The sequence below is a fragment of the Sphingobium psychrophilum genome (assembly GCF_012927105.1).
GTDB lineage: Bacteria > Pseudomonadota > Alphaproteobacteria > Sphingomonadales > Sphingomonadaceae > Sphingobium > Sphingobium psychrophilum.
Map to the genome: position 1 here is coordinate 22,685 of NZ_JABBFV010000017.1, position 18,921 is coordinate 41,605.

At 64.3% G+C, this 18,921-nt stretch carries 15 protein-coding genes; 5 read left to right on the forward strand and 10 right to left on the reverse strand.

All coding sequences use genetic code 11. The features are described from left to right. Positions 1–236 precede the first annotated feature (236 nt). Both HHL08_RS18855 and HHL08_RS18860 read left to right on the forward strand, forming a co-directional pair. Positions 237–2,345, forward strand: coding sequence for an ATP-binding protein (locus HHL08_RS18855; RefSeq protein WP_169574577.1), 2,109 nt, complete (start codon positions 237–239; stop codon positions 2,343–2,345). Continuing rightward, the gene (locus HHL08_RS18860) at positions 2,299–4,185 is read left to right on the forward strand and encodes a PIN domain-containing protein (RefSeq protein ID WP_169574578.1); all 1,887 of its coding nucleotides are present in this window, start codon (positions 2,299–2,301) and stop codon (positions 4,183–4,185) included. Before HHL08_RS18855 ends, HHL08_RS18860 begins: the two co-directional genes overlap by 47 nt. Before the next feature lie 14 nt (positions 4,186–4,199). Here the strand turns inward: HHL08_RS18860 and HHL08_RS18865 are convergent, their stop codons facing one another. From HHL08_RS18865 to HHL08_RS18910, 10 genes are all read right to left on the reverse strand, one after another. Continuing rightward, positions 4,200–4,451, reverse strand: a complete 252-nt coding sequence (locus tag HHL08_RS18865) for a hypothetical protein (RefSeq protein ID WP_235955142.1) — start codon at positions 4,449–4,451, stop codon at positions 4,200–4,202. Further along, a complete protein-coding gene (locus HHL08_RS18870) occupies positions 4,448–4,795 on the reverse strand; it encodes a DUF2958 domain-containing protein (RefSeq protein WP_408021794.1) in 348 nt (115 codons plus the stop codon). The genes HHL08_RS18865 and HHL08_RS18870 overlap by 4 nt, the downstream gene beginning before the upstream one ends. Before the next feature lie 332 nt (positions 4,796–5,127). After that, a complete protein-coding gene (locus HHL08_RS18875) occupies positions 5,128–5,457 on the reverse strand; it encodes a hypothetical protein (protein WP_169574580.1) in 330 nt (109 codons plus the stop codon). Between the two features lie 71 nt (positions 5,458–5,528). Beyond that, complete coding sequence (locus tag HHL08_RS18880; RefSeq protein ID WP_169574581.1) at positions 5,529–6,719, reverse strand: DUF932 domain-containing protein; 1,191 nt, start codon at positions 6,717–6,719, stop codon at positions 5,529–5,531. 86 nt (positions 6,720–6,805) lie between these two features. Next, positions 6,806–7,393: an RES family NAD+ phosphorylase gene (locus HHL08_RS18885; RefSeq protein ID WP_169574582.1), complete on the reverse strand. Its 588-nt coding sequence runs from the start codon at positions 7,391–7,393 to the stop codon at positions 6,806–6,808. A 2-nt stretch (positions 7,394–7,395) separates the two neighbouring features. Next, on the reverse strand, positions 7,396–7,977 hold the full coding sequence (locus tag HHL08_RS18890; protein WP_169574583.1) for a hypothetical protein: 582 nt from the start codon (positions 7,975–7,977) through the stop codon (positions 7,396–7,398). 104 nt (positions 7,978–8,081) lie between these two features. Beyond that, positions 8,082–8,552, reverse strand: coding sequence for a hypothetical protein (locus HHL08_RS18895; RefSeq protein ID WP_169574584.1), 471 nt, complete (start codon positions 8,550–8,552; stop codon positions 8,082–8,084). Between the two features lie 84 nt (positions 8,553–8,636). Next, positions 8,637–12,896 (reverse strand): strawberry notch-like NTP hydrolase domain-containing protein, encoded by a 4,260-nt coding sequence (locus HHL08_RS18900; RefSeq protein ID WP_235955143.1) that lies wholly within the window; start codon positions 12,894–12,896, stop codon positions 8,637–8,639. Between the two features lie 207 nt (positions 12,897–13,103). Continuing rightward, positions 13,104–15,182: a ParB/RepB/Spo0J family partition protein gene (locus HHL08_RS18905; RefSeq protein ID WP_169574586.1), complete on the reverse strand. Its 2,079-nt coding sequence runs from the start codon at positions 15,180–15,182 to the stop codon at positions 13,104–13,106. A gap of 34 nt (positions 15,183–15,216) precedes the next feature. Next, a complete protein-coding gene (locus HHL08_RS18910; RefSeq protein WP_096063459.1) occupies positions 15,217–16,116 on the reverse strand; it encodes a DUF7146 domain-containing protein in 900 nt (299 codons plus the stop codon). Positions 16,117–16,338: 222 nt separating this feature from the next. Here HHL08_RS18910 and HHL08_RS18915 point away from each other — a divergent pair, with 222 nt between their 5' ends. The 3 genes from HHL08_RS18915 to HHL08_RS18925 are packed head-to-tail and all read left to right on the forward strand — an operon-like array spanning position 16,339 to position 18,917. After that, a complete protein-coding gene (locus HHL08_RS18915; RefSeq protein WP_169574587.1) occupies positions 16,339–16,479 on the forward strand; it encodes a hypothetical protein in 141 nt (46 codons plus the stop codon). A gap of 49 nt (positions 16,480–16,528) precedes the next feature. Further along, positions 16,529–17,188 carry a lasso peptide biosynthesis B2 protein gene (locus tag HHL08_RS18920; RefSeq protein ID WP_169574588.1) on the forward strand — a complete coding sequence of 220 codons (660 nt, stop codon included), beginning with the start codon at positions 16,529–16,531 and terminating at the stop codon, positions 17,186–17,188. Next, the gene (locus HHL08_RS18925; RefSeq protein WP_169574589.1) at positions 17,076–18,917 is read left to right on the forward strand and encodes an asparagine synthase-related protein; all 1,842 of its coding nucleotides are present in this window, start codon (positions 17,076–17,078) and stop codon (positions 18,915–18,917) included. Before HHL08_RS18920 ends, HHL08_RS18925 begins: the two co-directional genes overlap by 113 nt. Positions 18,918–18,921 lie beyond the last annotated feature (4 nt).

The window sequence follows — 18,921 nt, forward strand, 5'->3', positions numbered from 1 at the left end:
CCCTGCCTTTCCGGCAGCGGATCGCAACCCGGCAGGGCCGAGATCCGGCGAAGCCGGAGCTCGGTCGGAGCGCAGCGGAGATAAGAGCCGCGGTGCCCGCGCAGCGGGCAGCCGCCACCCATTGCCCTTCTCCCACGCCAGCACATGGCCTGTTCGCCACGCCCTTTCCGCATTGCTGAGGCATGCGACGGCAATCCGCGCTTCCAGATCAAAGCGCGAACATATAGGCTCGGCCGATGTCCGTCATATCGCGAGAATTGCCAGGGCCTAAAAACTGGCAGGATTTTGAGAATCTGGCCTTCGACGTCTATCGAAGATTGTGGAAGACCAACGATGCCGAGTTGCATGGGCGCCAGGGGCAGCCGCAGGCAGGCGTCGATGTCTATGGCACCGACAGGGTCGAGCAGAAATATACCGGTGTCCAGTGCAAGGGGAAGGATGGCGACCTGCGCGCGGCGGTCACGGCAACCGAGCTGCGGGACGAGGTTGCAAAGGCGCGGACGTTCCAGCCGCCGCTCGACGTCTTCATCCTGGCGACCACCGCGCCCAATGACCAGGCGATCCAGGGAATCGCGCGTGAGATTAGCCAAGCTCATGCCAGACTTGGCCTGTTCGAGGTCAGGGTCACGGGCTGGACGACGCTGCGCAGCTTTGTCGCCGACGATCAGGAAGTGCTGCTCAAATATTATCGGGATCTCGCGCCCGTCGACGTGATCGGCCAGATCGCCGCTGGTGCCGAGCAGAATGCCGCGGGCTTCGCACAAATGGACATGCTGATACGCAGGGCTACGCGGATGCTCACGCAATCCCGGGAAGCGACCAGCCCTGACGATCCCCTCGCCGCGCAGGTCATGGAGATCGGCAAGCTCATCAGCGACGGATCGCCGCGTGCCGCCATCCGGGCGCTTGAGCGGATACAGGCAGACCATGACGCAACCGCCAGTCCGCTCGCGCGCTATCGCCTCCTCGCAAGCCTCGGAAACGCCCATTATGCGCTGGGCGAGGAAGACCATGCGATCGCACTGTTCCATGCAGCCTTCGAGGCGCATCCGGATTTCTCCAACGCCAGGGCAACCAGGGCGATGGCGCTTCTCCTGGAGGGCAAGCGCGAGGAGGCCGAGCCGATCGCCAGCGCCGTTTTCGAGGACGACCGGACGTCGGTCCGCAATGCAGGCATCTGGATCGACACGATGCCGCTCGATCGGCCCATAGCGCAGATCGAAACCGCGCTCCCACCCGCGCTTGTCGACACGCTCGACATCCAGCTTCGTCTGGCGCTGCGGTCGGGTGAAATTGGCGATGCCGATCGCCACCTTGCCCATGCGCGGGCGGCTCTTGCAATCGCGCCGGAGGACTGGCGCGCCCTGGCGACGCTGGGAGAAGCGCTGGTCCAGCCGCTCTCCGCGCTCGACGGGCTGGGGATCACCCATGATGTGCCTGCCCATCTCCACGCAGACGTGGAACGCGCGATCGGGCTCCTCAAGACAGCATGGAGGAAGCTTCTAGACCAGGATTCCAGCTTTCAGGGGCGGCATATTTCGGCGAACCTTATCAGCCTGCTCGGCATCGTCGGGCGCGAGGCGGAGGCCGATCAGATTCTCGATGAAGCGCTTGGCGCTTTTCCCCATTATGAGCCGCTCGCTATATTCGCGGCTCGCCGATCTGCAGCCAATGACGACTGGCGCGCAGTCGCGGCCACGCTCGATGCGCTGCCGCAGGACGCGCTGACCTTCGACGCTTTCTTGTTGAGGACCCACGCCGCGCTTCAGTTGAAGGATGGCGCCGGCGCGGTCCTCTGGGCCGGGCGGATGCAGTCGGCCGATGTCGGGCAGCCCGCGATGGCCGAACGGGCCGAGCTCGTCGAGGCGATGCAGGTCCATGCCGCTATGCTGGGCAGCGCCGATGCCGCGGCGCTCATTACCGACGCCATTGCGAAACGACCAGGATCGATCGTCGTGCGATCCGTGCTGTACGATGCCCTTGAGGCGGAGGATCCCCTGCGCGCAAAGCTGGCAAGCGAAATCAGCAGTCTTGCGCAGGGTGACCTGAGCCTGCGCGAGCGCATGCACGCGGCCGAGACCCTTTATGCGCAGGGCCATTATGGCATGGCCGCGGATCTTTATGCGGCCGTGCACGGAGGGCAGGATAATTACGCGCTGCGACGCCGGCTCCAGGCGCTCAACCTTGCGGACCGGCGGGCAAGAGGCACGCAGGCTGTTCGAAACGCTCCCACCTGCGCAACGCGCCTCGGATGGCTATCTTCCTGTCGGCGTCGCCATTTACGAAAGCGCCGGGCTGTTGAAACCGGCGCTCAAGCTGTTGGAGAGCGCGCTCCAGCAGCATGACGTGCTGCGCAACAGGCTCATCTGGATCCAGCTTCTCGTTCGCCTCGGCCGCTCCGACGAGATGCGCGATTGGCTGGACCGGGTATCTGAAGATATCGAGGGTACGCCGATCGAGCTCATCGCCCTCGCGCAGCTGGTCGACCGCTATCTGAGTAATGCAACCAAGGCGCTGTCGCTGGGCTATCGTGCCTTGCGAACCGGCTATGGGCATCCAAGGATCCACCTTGCTTACGCCCTGGGCCTGATCGTGGGCGGCCGCGCCAGCAGTGTGACGATGGCGGCGCCCCAGCTGATCCAAGCCGGCGCGGGCGTCGTCCTGATCAATGACGCGACGGGTGAGGAACTGCACAGAATCATCGAGACGGGGCCGGCCCCGGCTGTGGAACGGGACGAGCTCTCCCCCGACGAGCCATTTGCAAAAAGGCTGCTGGGACTGCGAGTGGGCGACAGCATCGCGTTTACAAAGCTGGGAGTCGGACCGCAAAGCTATCGGGTGGCCGAGATCCAGACCCCCTCCCTGTTCGCCTTTCGCCGGACCATGCGGCAGTTTCCCACCCTCTTCCCCGACAATCCTGCGTTCGGCTCGTTCACGATCGACGAGAGCAAGGGCGATGACCGGTTCGAGGAGATGTTCGCCATGGCCCGAAACCGGGCCGATAAGGGGCAGCAGCTCGAGACCCTTTATCGCGACGGCTTGATCCCGATCCCCATGTTCGCGCGGCTGAGCGGGGCGGATATTTTCGAAATTTGGGAGAATTTCAGGCAGAAGAACGGCCTTGGTCTCAAAGTCGCGATGGGCGTGGAAGACGAGTTCGCGACCGGACGGGCGGGAGCACAGGCTGGCATCGCGGTGGTAGACCCACTGTGCGTCTATGCCTGGGCGCGCATGGGTCTTAGCGCGGTGATCGCCAAGCTCTCCAATCGCCTCGCCATCGTTCAGTCCACCATCGATTCGCTGCGGCAGCTGGTCGAGGAACGCGAAGGCCGTCGCGGCCGCAAAACGGGCACGTTCGGCTATGATGGCGAGCGATATTTCTTTATCGAGATGACGCCAGAGGCTGCTGCGCAGCAGCTCGCCGACGCCAGGTCCGCGCTCGATCTCGCCCAAAGCCTTCCGCTCGTGGCCGCCGAATCCGATCAGGCCCTGCCTGAGGGTGTCGCCGAACTGATTGCCGACCTCGACCCAGCCTATCATGACAGCCTGATCGCGGCCCTGGCGCCCAGACGCGCGCTCCTGACCGATGATCTGGGCTTGCGGGTCATCGCGCAGGCGGCCGGCGCACAGGTCTGCTGGACGCAGCCGCTGGCCCAGGTGGCGCTGAGTTTGCAGGCGATCACCCATCCAGAATATCGGCAGATCATAGGTGCCCTCTTCGATGCCAATCATGCCTTCGTCCAGTTCAACGCCGCCGATGTCATAGGTGAACTGCAGGACAGCGCGTGGACGGCCAATGACCGCCTGCGCGACTATGCCCGCCTGCTGACGAGCGAGACGCTCGACCAGACCCATGCCGCGATGGTCATGGCCGAGCTGTTGCTCAATTCCAGCCAGATCGCCGGCATCGCCCGGGCTCTCATCTTCCCCAACCTGGTGTTCGAGGTCGCCGGCGAGCTTGGTCGCGCGGAACAGCTGCGCGCATTCATGGGCGCTGCCAGGGCCGCCGCCCAACATATTCAGACCCGTGCATTCAACCGCAGGCTGTTGCCGCCGCGGCTCATGCAAACGACCCACCTCACGCCCATAGACGCTCTGGCGGTGATGTCGGCGCGAAGGGCAGAGAAATTTGTCACGCGATTTTGGGACGCGCTCGAGGCTGCAGGGCTGAAAACCGGCGATTAAGCCAACCCCATTGCTCAGACCACAAGCGCCATCAGCACTTCATGCATAGCTGGCGGCGAGACGCTCACCCGCACCGGCTGGAGGGGACAGGCGGTGCGGATCACATATTGCCTGTCGCCGCTGCTCTCGCGCAAACGGACCGCAACCGCATAGGCGTGAGGGAAGGAGGCGAGCCGGGCCCGGGCCGCATGCGCGAAGGGCGCACTATGCGCAGCGTTGCACAAGAGGTCCGGCGCGCCCTCGTCATTGGCAGCTTCCCGCCTCATGTGCGGATCGCCCCGGCGATGATCGCCTGCGCGCAATAGTCGCTGAGCGGCTTGCGCGCGCAAAAACTGGGGTCGCGCTCGACGCCCAGTCCAATATGTCCGCGCACTGCCAGCAGCTCGGAGAGGAGGACAGGCCCGAGTTCGGGATAGCCAAGGCCCAGATCGCAAAGCCCCCAAAGCATGAGATCTTGCCCGTCAGCCTCGGCCCAGGCGATGAGCCAGGTACATGCCGCGTCCGGCGTAAAGAACTTCACGACAGGACAGGGATCGAAATCCGGCTCGCGCACGAGCCGCGCGCCATTCTCCAGCAGCATTTGCGTAATTTCAGGGGTGACAAGTTCCATGGACAAGCTCCCAGGCAACCGAAAGGCGCCATAGCCTGCGGCGCCCCACTATCGCCCCCTCCCCTTTACCAAGGTCGCGCCACCTCAGTCCGTGCAGAACCCGGCGCCGGACTGGCGTTCGGCAGCCGCCAGACGCCATTCGGCAAGCGCCGCATCGCCCCTTCTCCTGAAGGTCGGGCGCAGTTTGAACGGACGCGGGTCACAGACGATGCGCCAGCGTCGATCGGCATAGTTGCGCGACACGCAGCCGATAGCGCCGCCAGGATAGAGGATGCCGTGGACATATCAGCCGCCATGGCGCCAGCGCGAATAGGTAAATCTGGGCATCCCGCTCATCCTGCACAAGGCCCGCGAAGATCGCCGTCTTCCGCTACGCCCCGGGGCACCTGAAGCCGGCGCCGCAGGCGTCCCGCCTGGATCATGATCGGGATCGTCATCCGGCTCGTGCGGCCCCCTTCCTCAACCTGCGCGACAAGGCGAAGGCCAGGAATGCGCTCATCATGATAGACGCTGTCGCGCGCCCGGGCCCGGCCTAGGCGCGCGGCCTCACAAGGGTCGGATGCCTCGATCCGGTAACGCTCCTGCGCGAAATTAATGCCGTCGGTCTCAAACCGGATCGATACGATATAGGCGCACGGATGCTGGTGCAGCTGATGGGTCATCGCCATTCTCCTGATGTTAGGGTTGTCTGAGATGCGCTGGCGCCCGGACACCGGGCTCGGGTACCGCTGTTTCAGTTGACCTTCTGGAGGAGCCGCTTCGCCTTGCCTTCCAGTTCGAGACGGGAATCCTGGTTGGCGCGCGTGCGGGCGAGCGCGGTGATCCCCTGCACGAAATCATAGACGCTGGCGGGCGGGTGGCCTTCTTCGTCCAGGACCTGGGCGATGATCCTTGCCGTGTCGCCCTTCGAAAACCCCTGGGTCCGCAGGAAGCTCTCGCGGTCCTCGTCCTTGCGCGCGACGATTCGGTCCCGAGCGGCGCGGATGCCCTGGATGAAATCGCCGGGCGAAGAGTCTGCGAACTGCGTGAGAGCGGGCGCTGCCTGGGCGGCGAACCGGTTCGCGGCGAATTTCGAATGGCGGATGCTGATCTCCTCGAAATTCTCGACACCCCACAGATTGCGGTTCATGCAGACAGCCCGGAGATAGAAGGTTGCGATCCCCAGCGACTTGGCACCGACCTCGCTGTTCCAGCAGTAAAAGCCCCGAAAATAGAGATCGGGATCGCCATTGGGCAGCTTGCCCGCCTCGATCGGGTGGGTGTCGTCGACGAGGAAGAGGAAGACGTCGCGGTCCGAAGCATAAAGGGTCGTCGTCTCGGCGCTGATATCGACATGGGGGTTGTAGACCATGCTGCCCCAGTCGAGGATGCCGGGCACCTTCCAGCGCGTGTCGCCCGTGCCGTTTCCGGCAAAGCGCATGACGGCCTCGACCAGCTCATGATCCCAGATGCGGCCATAGTCGGGACCGGTGACGGCGCGCAGTTCCGTCCTGCCATCGCTGGTCTCGAGCAGCTTCACATGCTCACCCCTATGGGCGATGAGGCCATGCTGGAGATTGATGCCGGCAAGGGCGGCGGGAAGGTCGCGCAGATAGCCTGCCGGCGCGCCGACCAGGCTGCAGAGCTGGCCGAAGGACCAGTGGGTGGGCGCAACCGGGGCCGGCGAGCCTGGCGAGACAAGCGCCAGACGCTCGGGGTTGTCGCTGTGCGCCTGGACGCGAATGGCGCGGCTCTCGACGATGCGGGTCGAGGCGATGTCCGCGCGGGCACGGACGCGATCGTAGAGCGTCTCAAGCGAGAGGAAACGCTCGTCGTCGGGACGGTTGAACCATTCGGACGAGACGCGGCCGATATTGTGGCCGCGGCTGATATCAACCTTGAAGCCCCCGGTGGCGGGCCGGTCGAGCGAGACAAATGCGGTCATGGAGGTCTCCTGCTGACAGATTGGACCCGCTTCCTTGCGAGCCCAACGTCAGCACTCCCCCTTCCTCCCCACCCCGATACCGCCTCTTAGCTCTCGATCAGGCGATAGCCGCGCGGCCGCAGGATCGCGCGCACCCAGTCTTTCTCAAGCCTGCACCCTTCCGTCTCGAGCCTGATCGCATCATCGGCGCGGTCGAACAGCGCGACGCAAAGCGCGTCGGAATCCAGGCGCGAGCGATATTGAATGCCGTCGAGCCCGCCAAAGGCATGGGCCATCGCCGAGATACGCTGGGTCGCCTCATAGGGCGTTCCCGGCAAGGCCGGATCAAAGTCTGCGGAGACGGTGGCAGATGTGGTCCGGAACCAGGCGAGACCTGGACCATGGACGCGTGCTAGCCGAAGCGCGCGCGTGGTCATGAACGTGGAAAAGCGCTTGCTCGCTATGACCTCCCAGAGAATGTCGCGCTCGGCTGGCGTACGCAGGATCATCTCGGCAAAGGGTCCGACAAGGCTTTTGCCGAGATAGAGCACACCATAGCGCCGGTCCGGATCGTCCCAGCGCCATTGCGCATCCTTGCGCCCATACCAGTGCGCGCCGCGGGAAAGAGCATGGACGCGGAAGAGACGCTGGCCTGCCGCGATGCGCGAAACCGGCGGCATGGTCGAGCCGGCCATGGTCAGTCCGCGCGCGCCTGCGCCGCGCGCACAAGCCGCGCGATATCGGCCTCGCTTCCGGCCAGGAGGTCGAGCGGCCGCGCATCGCCCAGGGCCTCGTCACCACAGACCAGGAACTGGAGCACCGCCCAGCCGCCATGATCGGCGGACGCGGCGAGAATGCGCCCTATGGCTGGGCGAACCGCATTGCCGTCGAACTGGCAGGCCGGAAAGAGCTTGGATCCATTGTCATCGACCATCAGGAGCCGATGCTCGCGCGCAGCCTTGTAGACCGCCTGCACGGTCTTGTGGCCAAGGAGCCGGCGGACAGCCTCGGCATCGAACGCGCCGCCGGCCCCCTCGATCATCCGCCGCTTGAAGGCGATGGCATTGGTGATATCCTCAGCCTCACCCGGATCACCGGCTTCGACCGCCGGGATGCTCCTTGCAATATTGAAGACGAGCGAGGCGATATCGACGCTGCTTGCCGCAGCCGTCTTGGCTGCGAGCGGCATCATCTTGATGATTCGGTCGGTGCTTGCCAAAATCCGATCGCGCAGGATCTGATCGATATCGACACCCGATTTGGCAACAGCGCGGGTCATCCCGATCCTCCTCGTTGAACTTGTTTTCTATAACAGGCTTGATGAACAAATTCAACAATGCCCAGGCAGACGGCGGCATTGCGTTGCACAGGCGGCGCAGCTTTTCAGGACTTGCACTTCAGTCGCCCGGCAGCGTCGTCATTCGCCGGATCCGCGGAAGGCATGTCCCACCCCAAGACCGATCCGGCTTCCATCGCGGCAATCTGGCCGGGTGTAGGCAAGAAGGCGGCGTTGAATTGCTCCACTGTCATATCGCCCGGCATCCGCCAGTGACCGCTCTCGCCGCGTTTGAGGATGATGGGATCGCCCGTCTCTCCATGATAGGTCGCGCACATCACCGGCAACCGGTCGAGCAAGGCGATACGCTGCTCGGCCTCTGCAAACGCCTTGGGCCGCAGCGCGTGGAGCCAGCTCGGCCCGAACTGGTTGCGCACCATGCGCAACGCAGCGCCCAAGGGATCATTTTCGTCGGTCCCGTTCATCCAGTGCAGGCTAAGCGCCGATTTCCAGGTCCGGCCATGGCGCTGGCGAAAGAGGAGCAGCGCGCGCCACTGCTCGATGCTGGGGTCGTTCATACAGCTCTCCTGCGATTGGCGATGAGGCCTTTGCCTGCACGGTCGTGCGACGATCAGTGCGGGCAGCCCGCAACGATTGGGCGGTCAGGCTGCCGCGCTGGCTGGCCCTTCGTCCAGCGCTGCCTGCATGCTGCCCAGCACCTCTGCAGCGCGGTTCGCTGGCACGAACAGACGGGTGCGATATTGAATGATCTCGGTAAAGCAGCCGAGCGCCTTGAGCGCGGAGAGTTGCGCCGCGGGATAGTCCTTGATCTCGAGGCGGATCGCATCATTCACATGCACCCGTGCCAGACGCGCGCCCGAGAGCCAGGGGATGGGAACACCATGCGCCCCTCGCGCACCCGCGATCAGTTCGCCAGGCGACAAAGCGAGCGCCATGTCGATGCCAAAGGCCGAGGCCAGCTTGGCAAGGCCTGCTGGCGAGATGATGCGGCCCAGAACCGACTTGCCTTCAGCATCCGCGATCCGCCAGACGCGTAGATCATCGTCGGGCAGCCGGTTCCAGACCGGGAGAAGAAGACCGGTAGCGATATTGATTGATTCGACGTCGATGCGGCTGCCCAGTTCTGCGACTTCAACGGCCCAGGCGGCTGCAAACTCACTCCGCCCGACCGGTTCCCATGCGGTCTCGGCAAGCCGGTCGTCGCGCACGCGTTCGGCATTCCCGGGTCGCACCAGCTCCCAGACGCATATCTCCTCGCCCTCATTGTCGAGGATCGACCAGGATGGGACCCGCAGCGCCACCCGCCCGGACCGCGCATTGCGAAGATACGCCACACGCTGCGACGTCTCCCAGCGTGCCTGGACATCGGCCAGCAAGGTCAGTCGGCGCCGGCGATGGAGTTCGAGGCGGGAAAGCCAGGTCTCAGCCCCGGTACCAGGATCGCGGCGCAGAAGCAGCTTTTCGACCGACACGATCTTCTCGACGATGATGGTCTCGACGCCGACATCAAGGGTGCCGCGCTCGCGCGCCGCATCGATGCGCGCCTGGATGAGCGCCATATATTCCTCGAAGATGGCGTTCTGGGTCCCGATCCGCAACGCCAGCAGGCGGTTGAGCCAGCGCTGGATTGGCGGCAGGTCGTCAAGCAGGCCGCCACCCTCGTCGGACAGCAGCTTCAATCCCGTCATTTCGACGAAGCGCTCGAGGGTCGTGCTCTTGAGCTTGCCGCGATACAGCAGCGAATACCATTGCAGGAGCGCGTCGCGCGCATAGTCGCTTTCAAGATTATCCATCGGATCGAAAAGATTCTGGCCCCCGGTCTGTCGCTGTCCGCGCGTGAGCGCCCCCAGACTGTCGAGCCGCCGGGCGATCGTACTGATAAAGCGCCGCTCGCCCCTGCAGTCGGTCGTCACTGGCCGGAAGATGGGCGCCGTCACCTGGTTGGTCCGGTTCGTGCGTCCAAGTCCCTGGATCGCAGCAGCGGCGCGCCAGCCCGGCTCAAGGAGGTAATGGACCCGCCGCTTGTGCGCCGAGCCGCAGCTTCGGTCGGCATGATAGCTTCGTCCCGTCCCGCCTGCATCGGAGAAGATGAGGCCGGGCTTTAGGCCTGCCATGAAGGCGTTGGTTTCAGCGATATTGCTGGCTGGCGTGCGGCGCTCGAGCCTTTGTCGGCCCTTACCATCGCGCAGGATCCGGCGGGACCGACCGGTGACCTCGGCGATCTGGTCGGGACCAAAATGCGCGATAAGGGCATCGAGCGCGCCGGGAATGGCGGGCATGGCGCACAGCTGCTCGACAAGATCGTCGCGGGCCCGCTGCGCAGTGGGGGAATGAACCGCATTGCCGGCCGCATCCGTCATCGGCTCGGAGCGGGCCTCCCCGGACGGATCCTGGAATATCTTCATCTGCCGGGTCGGAAAGGCGGCCTGCACATAGTGAACCATGAGCTCGCGCGGGCTGAGCTCGATATCGAGATGGGCGCGCTCCTGTGCCGACAGGCTGGCCAGATGCCGGTCGAGCATGGCCTGGGCGGTGGTCACCAGCTGCATCACCGCCTGTCGGCCGCTTGCCATATCGGACTCGACCGCTTCGATTAGCGTCGGCAGCTTCATCGCGATGAGGAGCTGGGCGAAGAAACGCTGTTTCGCGCTTTCAAAGCGTGACAGCGCAGCGCCCTTGGCCTGCGCGTTCAGAGACTTGCCGGTCATGCGGTCGGTGATCGCGGTGGCCTTGAGCGCCTCATCGAGATTGCGGTGGATGAGCGCCCAGGCGTCCGCATAGGCGTCATAGATCTCGATCTGCTCGCTCGTCAGGCGATGCTCGAGCGGATCATATTCGACGCCCTCGAAGGTCAGCGCACGCGCTGTATAGAAGCCCATGGCTTTGAGATCGCGCGCGACAATCTCCATCGCCGCGATCCCGCCGTCGCTGATCGCAGCCATGAACGCCTCGCGCGTTGGGAACGCAGCATTGCCCCAGAGACCAAGCCGTGCGGCGTAGCAGAGATTGGCCGGATCGGTGGCGCCGGTCGCGCTGTTGTAGAGGATCCGCGCGCGCGGCTGGAGGTTCTGGAGGCGCACGCCCGCGAGCCCCTGTTCGGAGCCCTTCTGCCCCCCGAATATCGTCTGCGTCCCCGCCGCGTTCGCCATCTCATGGGCCTCGTCGAAGGCGATGACGCCTTCGAAATCGGTTCCCAGCCAAGCGAGGATCTGCTGGAGCCGCGACTGACGATCGTCGCGCTGCGATCGCAGCGTCGCATAGGTGAGAAAGAGGATGCCGCTCTCCATTTTAAGACGGCGGCTGATCGGCGTGGCATCAAGCGGCTGGATGTCGATCGCGAGGCCGCCAAGCGCGGTCCAGTCGCGCCGCGCATCTTCAAGGAGGCTCGCACTCTTCGATATCCAGACCGCGCGCCGCCGACCCCTGCACCACTGGTCCATGATACAGGCTGCAATCTGCCGTCCCTTGCCGACGCCGGTCCCGTCGCCGACCATGAAGCCCGCGCGGTAGGTCGCGCCCTCGGCATGGGCGTGCAGCAGCGTGCCAGCTTCATTGGGCGCAAAGCGCCCGGGCAAATCGCGCTCGAAGGCCTGGCCTGCATAGATGACGGTCTCGAGCTGCGCGTCCGACAGGGTCCCGACCGCGCGCGGCGGAAGCATCGGCCGGTAGCTTGGAACGGGCGGCAGTATCGACGACATCGCCATCGACTCGACAAGGCGATCGGGATGCGGCGCAGCGCCAGGAATGCGCATGCGCTTCATTTGCCAGGGGACATAGATGCCGATCGGTTCCTGCGCCGCGGGCGCCTCTTCGATGATGTCGTAGGATAGAAGCACAGGCTCGCCGCCGTCATCAACCGCTGCGGTAGGTGCGATCGGCCGCGTGGCGCTAAGCCCTGCAAAAACGCCGCCCGAGCCGCGTGGCAGGGCCGGCACGCCGGGCCTCGGCAACAGCGGCGATACCGTCGCTCCAGGACCACTCAGTCGCGAAGGGATTGTCGCGAGCAGCGCCTCGGCCTCGCCAAGGCTGTCTACATGGTGCCGCAGGGCACTGCCGTGCCAACCCTTGTCGAACAGAATGATCCGTACCGAAATCGAGGTTCCGTGGGCCGCAAAGGTCTGGCCGTCGATCGTGCATTCCCATCTGGGTGGCACGCGCTCTGCAACGGTTCCATAGCCTTTGGCGCCCGACCCGTTCCTTGCAAAGCCGGGCGGCATGATCGCGACGCAGCGCCCACCGGGCGCTAGGCACTCGAGGGCCGCGTGAAGATGACGCGCGCCGGCATGGGGGTCTTGGCCCCGGCTTTGCGACCGCGCGAAGGGCGGGTTGATGAGGATGAGGTTCGGACGCCCGCCTTGGCCAAGCAGCGCATCGATATGCTCGCCGTCATGCTGCGTGACGGGCTGCCCAAAGGCGAGCGAAAGCAGGGCTGCGCGGCGTGGGTCCCGCTCGTTGACGAGCATCCGTGCGCCGCAAGCCTTGGCATGGACCGCGAGCATGCCCGTTCCGGCCGAGGGTTCAAGGACAAGATCGGTGGGCTCGATCCCTGCGGCGCAGGCGACGAGCCAGGCGAGGCCAAGCGGGGTCGAGAATTGCTGGAGGTCGATCTGTCGCTCGGACCGATAGCGCTGGGTCGGAAGCTGATGGCCAAGCGCCGCACGAGCGGCGAACGCGCTTGCCGGGTCGTCCCATGCGACAAGGCTGCTCCCCACGTCGAGCACGCGCAGGACCTGGGCGATCTCGAGCGCATCATAGGCGTCGCGCATCGACCAGTCGCCGCAGGCGTCCGAACCGCCGACATGCGCACGCATCAGGCTGGATAGGGCCTTGCGGCTGATCGCGCCGCCCTGGCCGAGCCGCTCGGCGAGGATTCGGGCGGCCGCAAAAAGCGCCGGGGCCATGGGATCGGAACAAGGCACGTCAATGGGCGCAGCGGATAGAGGCAGGGTCATGATCTTCTCCGAAATGGGGACAGAGGACGCAGGCGCCCTCGCCTGACGCTCTCCCCCCCTTCCTCCCGGCGATGGTTTGAGCGGACGTCACCGCTGCTGAGGGCTAAGAAAAGCCGGGGACCGCGACGGCGCGCGGTCCCTGGTTCGTCTCGATGCTCAGGCCGCCTGCGGTATTGCTGGCGAAGCGGCGTCATCGCCCGATTGCGCCGCCGCTTCAGGCTCCCGGGCACCCTCGTCATCGAACCCACCTGTCAGTGCATCGTCGCTGGGCGGCCCCGCGTCCGGTCCGAACCGCATCTCGTCCGGAAGCCAGGACAAGGCACGCGCCTTGACGTCGGCGTCCGCGATGACGTCTCCTGCGAAGAGCTTCTCGGCCGAGACGGCGAGATCGAACTTGCGCGAGCTGGCATAGCGGCTCTTGAGGGCAAGGCCGCCGATCAACTCGAATAGGCCAAGGATCATCGGCTTGGTCAGCCGATCGAAGAAGTTGCGCGCGGTCGGCCGCCACCAGCGCACCGCGTCGATACCAAGCTTGGCACCCAGATGGGTGAGGAAGCTGCTGCCGCTGTGGCCGTCGGGAACCGCATTGATCGTGCGGGCGACCGCCCAGCCGAGCCAGGCGGCGCGCGCCGCATCATCGAGCGCGCAGAAGGCGTCGTAGCGCGCCTCAATCGTGTCATGATCATGCCATGCCCGTTCGAGCCCCTGCTCGAATTGCGTCCAACCCCTGGCGGCCGCGGTGTCGCTTTCATAGCCATGGACCCGCGCTGTCGCGGCCCGGGCGGAAAGTTCGCTTGGCATGCCCGTCCAGCCGGTACCGAGCGCCTTGTCGACCATGATGAAGATGGCGAGATCGAGCGCGAATTGGGGATCGTTGGCGACGTGCAGCGCAAGCAGTTCGGTCTTCATCATCGCAAGCTCATCGCGGAGCCGCCCGCTATAGGCTATGGCCCCATCGGCCTCGCCTTCCTCGTACCACGCACCGGGATCGCGCCCGCCAGCGTCATCCTCACCGCCCTCGTCCGTCATATCGTCATCATCGAGACCGTCGTCTTCGGCGGACAGGTCCTCGAGCGCATAGAAACTGTCGTGTAGCCGGGGCTTACCGTCCGCATCGATCATCACAAAGGCGATGGCACCGGCCTTTTGGGCAGGCGTCAGGGCGGCCTCCTTGGGCATCATGGCGACGAGCTCGGCATGGAGCGCCTCGATGCGCTCGACCTGCTCTGGCGAATAGTCATCAGCACCTTGCGCTGCTTCCTCGATCGTCGCGAGTTCGGCCTCGATCTCGACCTGTCGCTCGGCGGCATCGGGGCTGAGCGGACCGGGCTCGGGTTCAATCGCACGCGGCAATTGATAGGTCATGCTGTAGGGGATCATCGTTGCTGGAACGACGCGCACCTCGGCAAAGCCTTCGCGCGCCCGGATCGCCTGCGCGGCTGTCTCGAGCGCCTCTTGCGCTAGTCTCTCGACGATCTCGCCGTCGCGCCAGATCTCGCTGCCGGCATCGGTGAACAGATCCTCCTCGATCCGTCCGCCGGCCGCAATATAGGCGTCGCGCCCGACCAGCATCGCCTTGGGATCGGCGCCGCAGAATGAACCTGTGGCGAGTAGCCGACGAATCTCGTTTGGATTGTTGCGATGATAGCTCGCCTGCACCTGCTCGAAGACCCGGGCCTGCCGTTCCTTGTCCGCCGTGCTCCCATAGGCCTTGGCGACGTCGATCGTGATCTCGAGCGCGCGCAGGGCGGCAAAGACGGGATCGGCCAGATTGGCGAGCCGCAGGCGCCCAAGCACGAAGGTTTCGGTCTTACCAAAGCGCTTTGCGACCTCGGCGGTCGACTTCTTCTCGCGCTCGATGATCATCCGGAAGGCGCAGCACTCGTCCGCCGGATTCATCGGCAGCTGGTAGAAATTTTCAGCAAGGCTCATCTCGATCGCGTCCCTCGCATTTTTCGCGATAAGGGCGGGGACCATGAAGTCGGGATGGAGCGCGCCCTCGTCGATATTGGCGCGGGTGGCCTCGAGTCGGCGGCCGCCGCCATAGATCTCGACCTGCCCCTTGCGCGCGCCGCGGCTCACACGCACGCCGATCAGATTTTCCAGCAGGAAGCCGCTGGCGGCGATATTGGCTTTGAGCTCGGCATCGGCCGAGGGGTCGCTGTGCGTGCGCACATTGTCGGGCGATTTGAAGCAGTCGCGCGCGAGCACATAAGCGATGGAGGGTGTCGTCATCCTGTTTCTCCGTGAACGCGCAGCCGCCTGCCTGTCAGACCGCTATCCGCGCCCGGCTCACTTTCTCCCTCCCCCCTTCCCGCAGCACGTCGTTCCAGTCGTTATGGCCGCGCCAGGGCCATAGGGTCTCGACTGCGAAGCCCTGGGAAAGATAGGTTGCACGGGCCAGGCGTTCGGCTCTCTGGCCTGCAGCATCATAGTCGGGGAGAAGCAGTATCTCCTCCACCGCCGGGGGCACGCGAATCTGATGAAGCCGCTCTGCGCCAAGGACGGCCCAAACGGGGAGCCCAAGAAGGATCGACGCGGACTGGGCGCTCTCTATACCCTCGGCAAGTCCGAGGCGCGGCCCTGCTTCGCACAGGCGGACAGCGCCGCAGAGGGGACGGCCCAGGGTCCGTTTTGGTCGGCTGAGATCATGTGCGAGCGCGCGGCCATCGCGCTCCAGGAAGAGCCGTTGTACCGCAACGATCCTCTCTTGCGCCTCGATCCCCGCCAGGAGCGCTGGCCGAAACTGCACATCCCTGCCGCGGCCCAATGGCGTTCGTGGATGCCAGCGCAGCGCCTGCGAGCAGGCATCGATGCCCCGCGCGCGCAGATAGATGTCGCCGGGCGTGTCGGCGAGTCCGTGGCCGCAGTTCCAGAGCGACCGGGCAAGCTCGCCCGTCCTTGGCGCGATCGCGCGCGCCATGTCAAAGGCCGCGGACCTTCCCACGGGCACGCGCAAGTCAAGGCGCCTGATCGCCCGCAGGACATCGAGCGTGTCGCATCCTGCAAAGCATTTGAACAGGAGGCTGCTGTGGCCGACACGGACCGAGAGGCTTGGGATCCTGTCGTCATGCGCGGGGCAGTGACACATCGCGCCGTGCGTCTGCCACTTGCCGCCAAGCCGATGGACGAGCCTCGCCGCGGCGAGGCCAAGAGAACTGATAGTCATGGGAAAGCGCCTGCAAAAATCTATATGCAAGCCGCTCACCCTTCCCCTCAAACGGCTTCCATCAAATATCAGCTATGTTCCAAAAACTACTGATACCACATGATATTTGCGAAATATTCGCGGAACATTGTCCGACTTTCGGATCATCTCCATTTTATCAAAATCGCTTCTGGCGCGATGCTCTGGAAACCGCGATTCGGCGGTACAACCAAGGAGCATGACATGACGAAGAAGGATCAGGACAGCCACCAGCTCATCGACCTCGGCGCGGCGACGATCGTGACCAAGGGCCTCAACAATAATGGACCGCAGGACGATCCCTCGTCCCAGCGCATTTTCCAGATGGGCCTCAACGCCGAGTGATCGGCACCGGACGCGCGTCCGCGCGCGTCCGGCTAGGGGGAGGCTCTCCATGTCCATGCAATTACGGCCCGGCCTGGTTCACGCCATCTGCCAGGATGATATCATCCTTCTCGACCTCGAACAGGACCGCTATTTTGCTGTCCCACGAGTCTTGCATGGAAGCTTCCTGCGTGTCGTGGCGGCTGGGGAGCAGAATGCCGCTGATCTGGCAGCACTTGCCGACCTGCTCGGCCCTGCTGGCCTGCAGCCGGGTTCGCCTCAAGCCGATTCCAGGACCGACAGGCCCCAGGCGGTGGAGGGCAAACTCCCATGCCAACAACAGTCAGCCGGGGGGGCGCTTTTTGCGCGCGCCCTTCTTTTGCGCGCCTATGCCATTGCCTGGCTCCGCATCGCGCCTCTCGATCGGGTGATCGGCCGCCTGGAAGCAAGAAAACGGAACCTCAAAAAATCGCGCACTGATCAGGTCAAAGCGGGACTGGTGGCGCAGGCATTCGCACGCACTGGCCCCTTTTTCCCGACTGACGATCGCTGCCTCTCGATTTCGACAGCCCTCATGATGGCCATGCTCGACCGGGACATTCCTGCAACGTTGGTCATTGGCGTGCGAACGGCCCCTTTTTCGGCCCATTGCTGGGTCCAGCTCGACGGGCTGCTGGTCAATGACGATCTCGAGACTGCGCGCAGCTTCTCGCCGATACTGGCGGTTTGATATGGGCGGCCGCTATATCTGCTTCATCGATATGGCGATGGACAGAGAATCTGTCGGAACGATCCCCCAAAAGGCGCCTTCGGGCTTCCGCCCTGTCCTGGAAGCACAAGGACTTTCCCTGCATGTGAGCGGACCGATCGAGGTCTCAAAGCCAGCGGAAGGAGACTATGTCGTCCTGGGCCTTGCCTTCCCAAGAGAAATGACGACGGCGGATGAGTCCGACACGAATGACCCGGCCAAAGCTCTTCTGGCCCGACACTGGGGTGCTTTTGTCGCCATCCACGCCACAGAGCCTGGACAGGTCAGCCTTGTTCGCGATCCATCCGGACAACTGCCCTGCTATTATCGACGACATGAGGGTGGCTGGATAGTCGCCTCCGATGTCGATCTGCTGCGCCTCTATGATCGACGTCTCCTGGACATCGACTGGACGGAAGTTGCCGAAGAGCTTCTGTTCATCAACCATTTCACGGCCCGAACGGGGCTGACCGGGGTCTACGAACTGCTCGCTGGTGAAGAAATGACCGTCACAGCGCAGGGGATCGAGACGAAAGCCGCATGGACTCCTTGGGATCCTGCAATGTCACCGGTGGAGACGGTGGAGGAAGCGATCGACCGTCTCGAAAGCGCATTCACCCTTGTGCATCAGGCGCTTGCGGCCAGATATTCACACCCTCTCATCACGGTCTCGGGCGGCCTCGATTCCTCCATCGTTGCCACACAGATAGCGCAGTTCACGAAGGACGCGCGGCTTCTTACATTCTACACCGACGGCGATCCATATGGAGATGAACGCGCCTTCGCCGCGATCGTCGCCAGGACATGCGAAGCACCGTTGACAGCGGTCCCTTATCGAGCGCCAGATTTTCCGACCAGTTGCCGGTCTGACATGTTTCTGCCGCGGCCGACCTATCGAACGATCGCTGGGCTGATCAACGCAAGGCTGCTCGATCAGAGCTATCTAGGCGGGCATGGCGCCGTCTTGGGCGGATTTGGGGGAGACAATAGTTTTTGCGGCATGGCACCGCCCTATGCGCTTGGCGATCTGCTCCAGGCTCGTCCCTCTCTGGCTGGCGTCTGGCAGATGCTTGCCGACCTCAGACGGATCACATCGGCCTCCTATATGGATCTTGCACGCCATGTCGCAAGAACGCTGCGCACGCGGTTTCAACCAGTGAACGCCTATGCCTGGCCGCGCGAGCCGGTCTTTCTCACCGCCGCGGTCGCGGAGCGGACCGCTCCCCAAAAGCTCCATCCCTGGCTGGATGCGCCTTGCGATGCGCTTCGCGGATCGACAGCCCATATCGCCGTGATCATCAGGGCGCATAATTATCTCGAGCGCTTTCCGCGATCAGCATCGACGGTCGGCCTGTCTCCCCTTCTCCTGGCACCGATCGTTGAGGCGTGTCTGAGCATCCCCAGCTGGATGTGGTGTGACGGCGGCATCGACAGGTCCATCGCCCGCCAGGCCGCGTCCACCCTCCCGCCCGAAATCGCAGAACGACGGAGCAAGGGGTCGCCGCTCCAGATGCATGCCCGCTATTTCGAGACCTACCGCCACGACCTGAAGGCGTTCCTCATCGAGGGTATGCTCGTCGAAAAACAGATTCTCGATGCAGACGCCGTTAGACGCTATTGCGAGCGCGAACCTCCCGTTCGAGACCTGGACTATCTGCGCCTGTTAGAGCTTGTCGATGCGGAAATCTGGTGCCGCTATCAGCGCGGATAGCTCG

Bases quoted from the DNA above. Each gene is read 5' to 3' on its own strand.
- HHL08_RS18875 (WP_169574580.1), bottom strand. From the start codon at position 5,457: ATGACCCATCAGCTGCACCAGCATCCGTGCGCCTATATCGTATCGATC.
- HHL08_RS18880 (WP_169574581.1), bottom strand. From the start codon at position 6,719: ATGACCGCATTTGTCTCGCTCGACCGGCCCGCCACCGGGGGCTTCAAG.
- HHL08_RS18855 (WP_169574577.1), top strand. From the start codon at position 237: ATGTCCGTCATATCGCGAGAATTGCCAGGGCCTAAAAACTGGCAGGAT.
- HHL08_RS18920 (WP_169574588.1), top strand. From the start codon at position 16,529: ATGTCCATGCAATTACGGCCCGGCCTGGTTCACGCCATCTGCCAGGAT.
- HHL08_RS18865 (WP_235955142.1), bottom strand. From the start codon at position 4,451: ATGAGGCGGGAAGCTGCCAATGACGAGGGCGCGCCGGACCTCTTGTGC.
- HHL08_RS18905 (WP_169574586.1), bottom strand. From the start codon at position 15,182: ATGACGACACCCTCCATCGCTTATGTGCTCGCGCGCGACTGCTTCAAA.
- HHL08_RS18890 (WP_169574583.1), bottom strand. From the start codon at position 7,977: ATGACCCGCGCTGTTGCCAAATCGGGTGTCGATATCGATCAGATCCTG.
- HHL08_RS18870 (WP_408021794.1), bottom strand. From the start codon at position 4,795: ATGGAACTTGTCACCCCTGAAATTACGCAAATGCTGCTGGAGAATGGC.
- HHL08_RS18900 (WP_235955143.1), bottom strand. From the start codon at position 12,896: ATGGCCCCGGCGCTTTTTGCGGCCGCCCGAATCCTCGCCGAGCGGCTC.
- HHL08_RS18910 (WP_096063459.1), bottom strand. From the start codon at position 16,116: ATGACTATCAGTTCTCTTGGCCTCGCCGCGGCGAGGCTCGTCCATCGG.
- HHL08_RS18895 (WP_169574584.1), bottom strand. From the start codon at position 8,552: ATGAACGACCCCAGCATCGAGCAGTGGCGCGCGCTGCTCCTCTTTCGC.
- HHL08_RS18915 (WP_169574587.1), top strand. From the start codon at position 16,339: ATGACGAAGAAGGATCAGGACAGCCACCAGCTCATCGACCTCGGCGCG.
- HHL08_RS18885 (WP_169574582.1), bottom strand. From the start codon at position 7,393: ATGGCCGGCTCGACCATGCCGCCGGTTTCGCGCATCGCGGCAGGCCAG.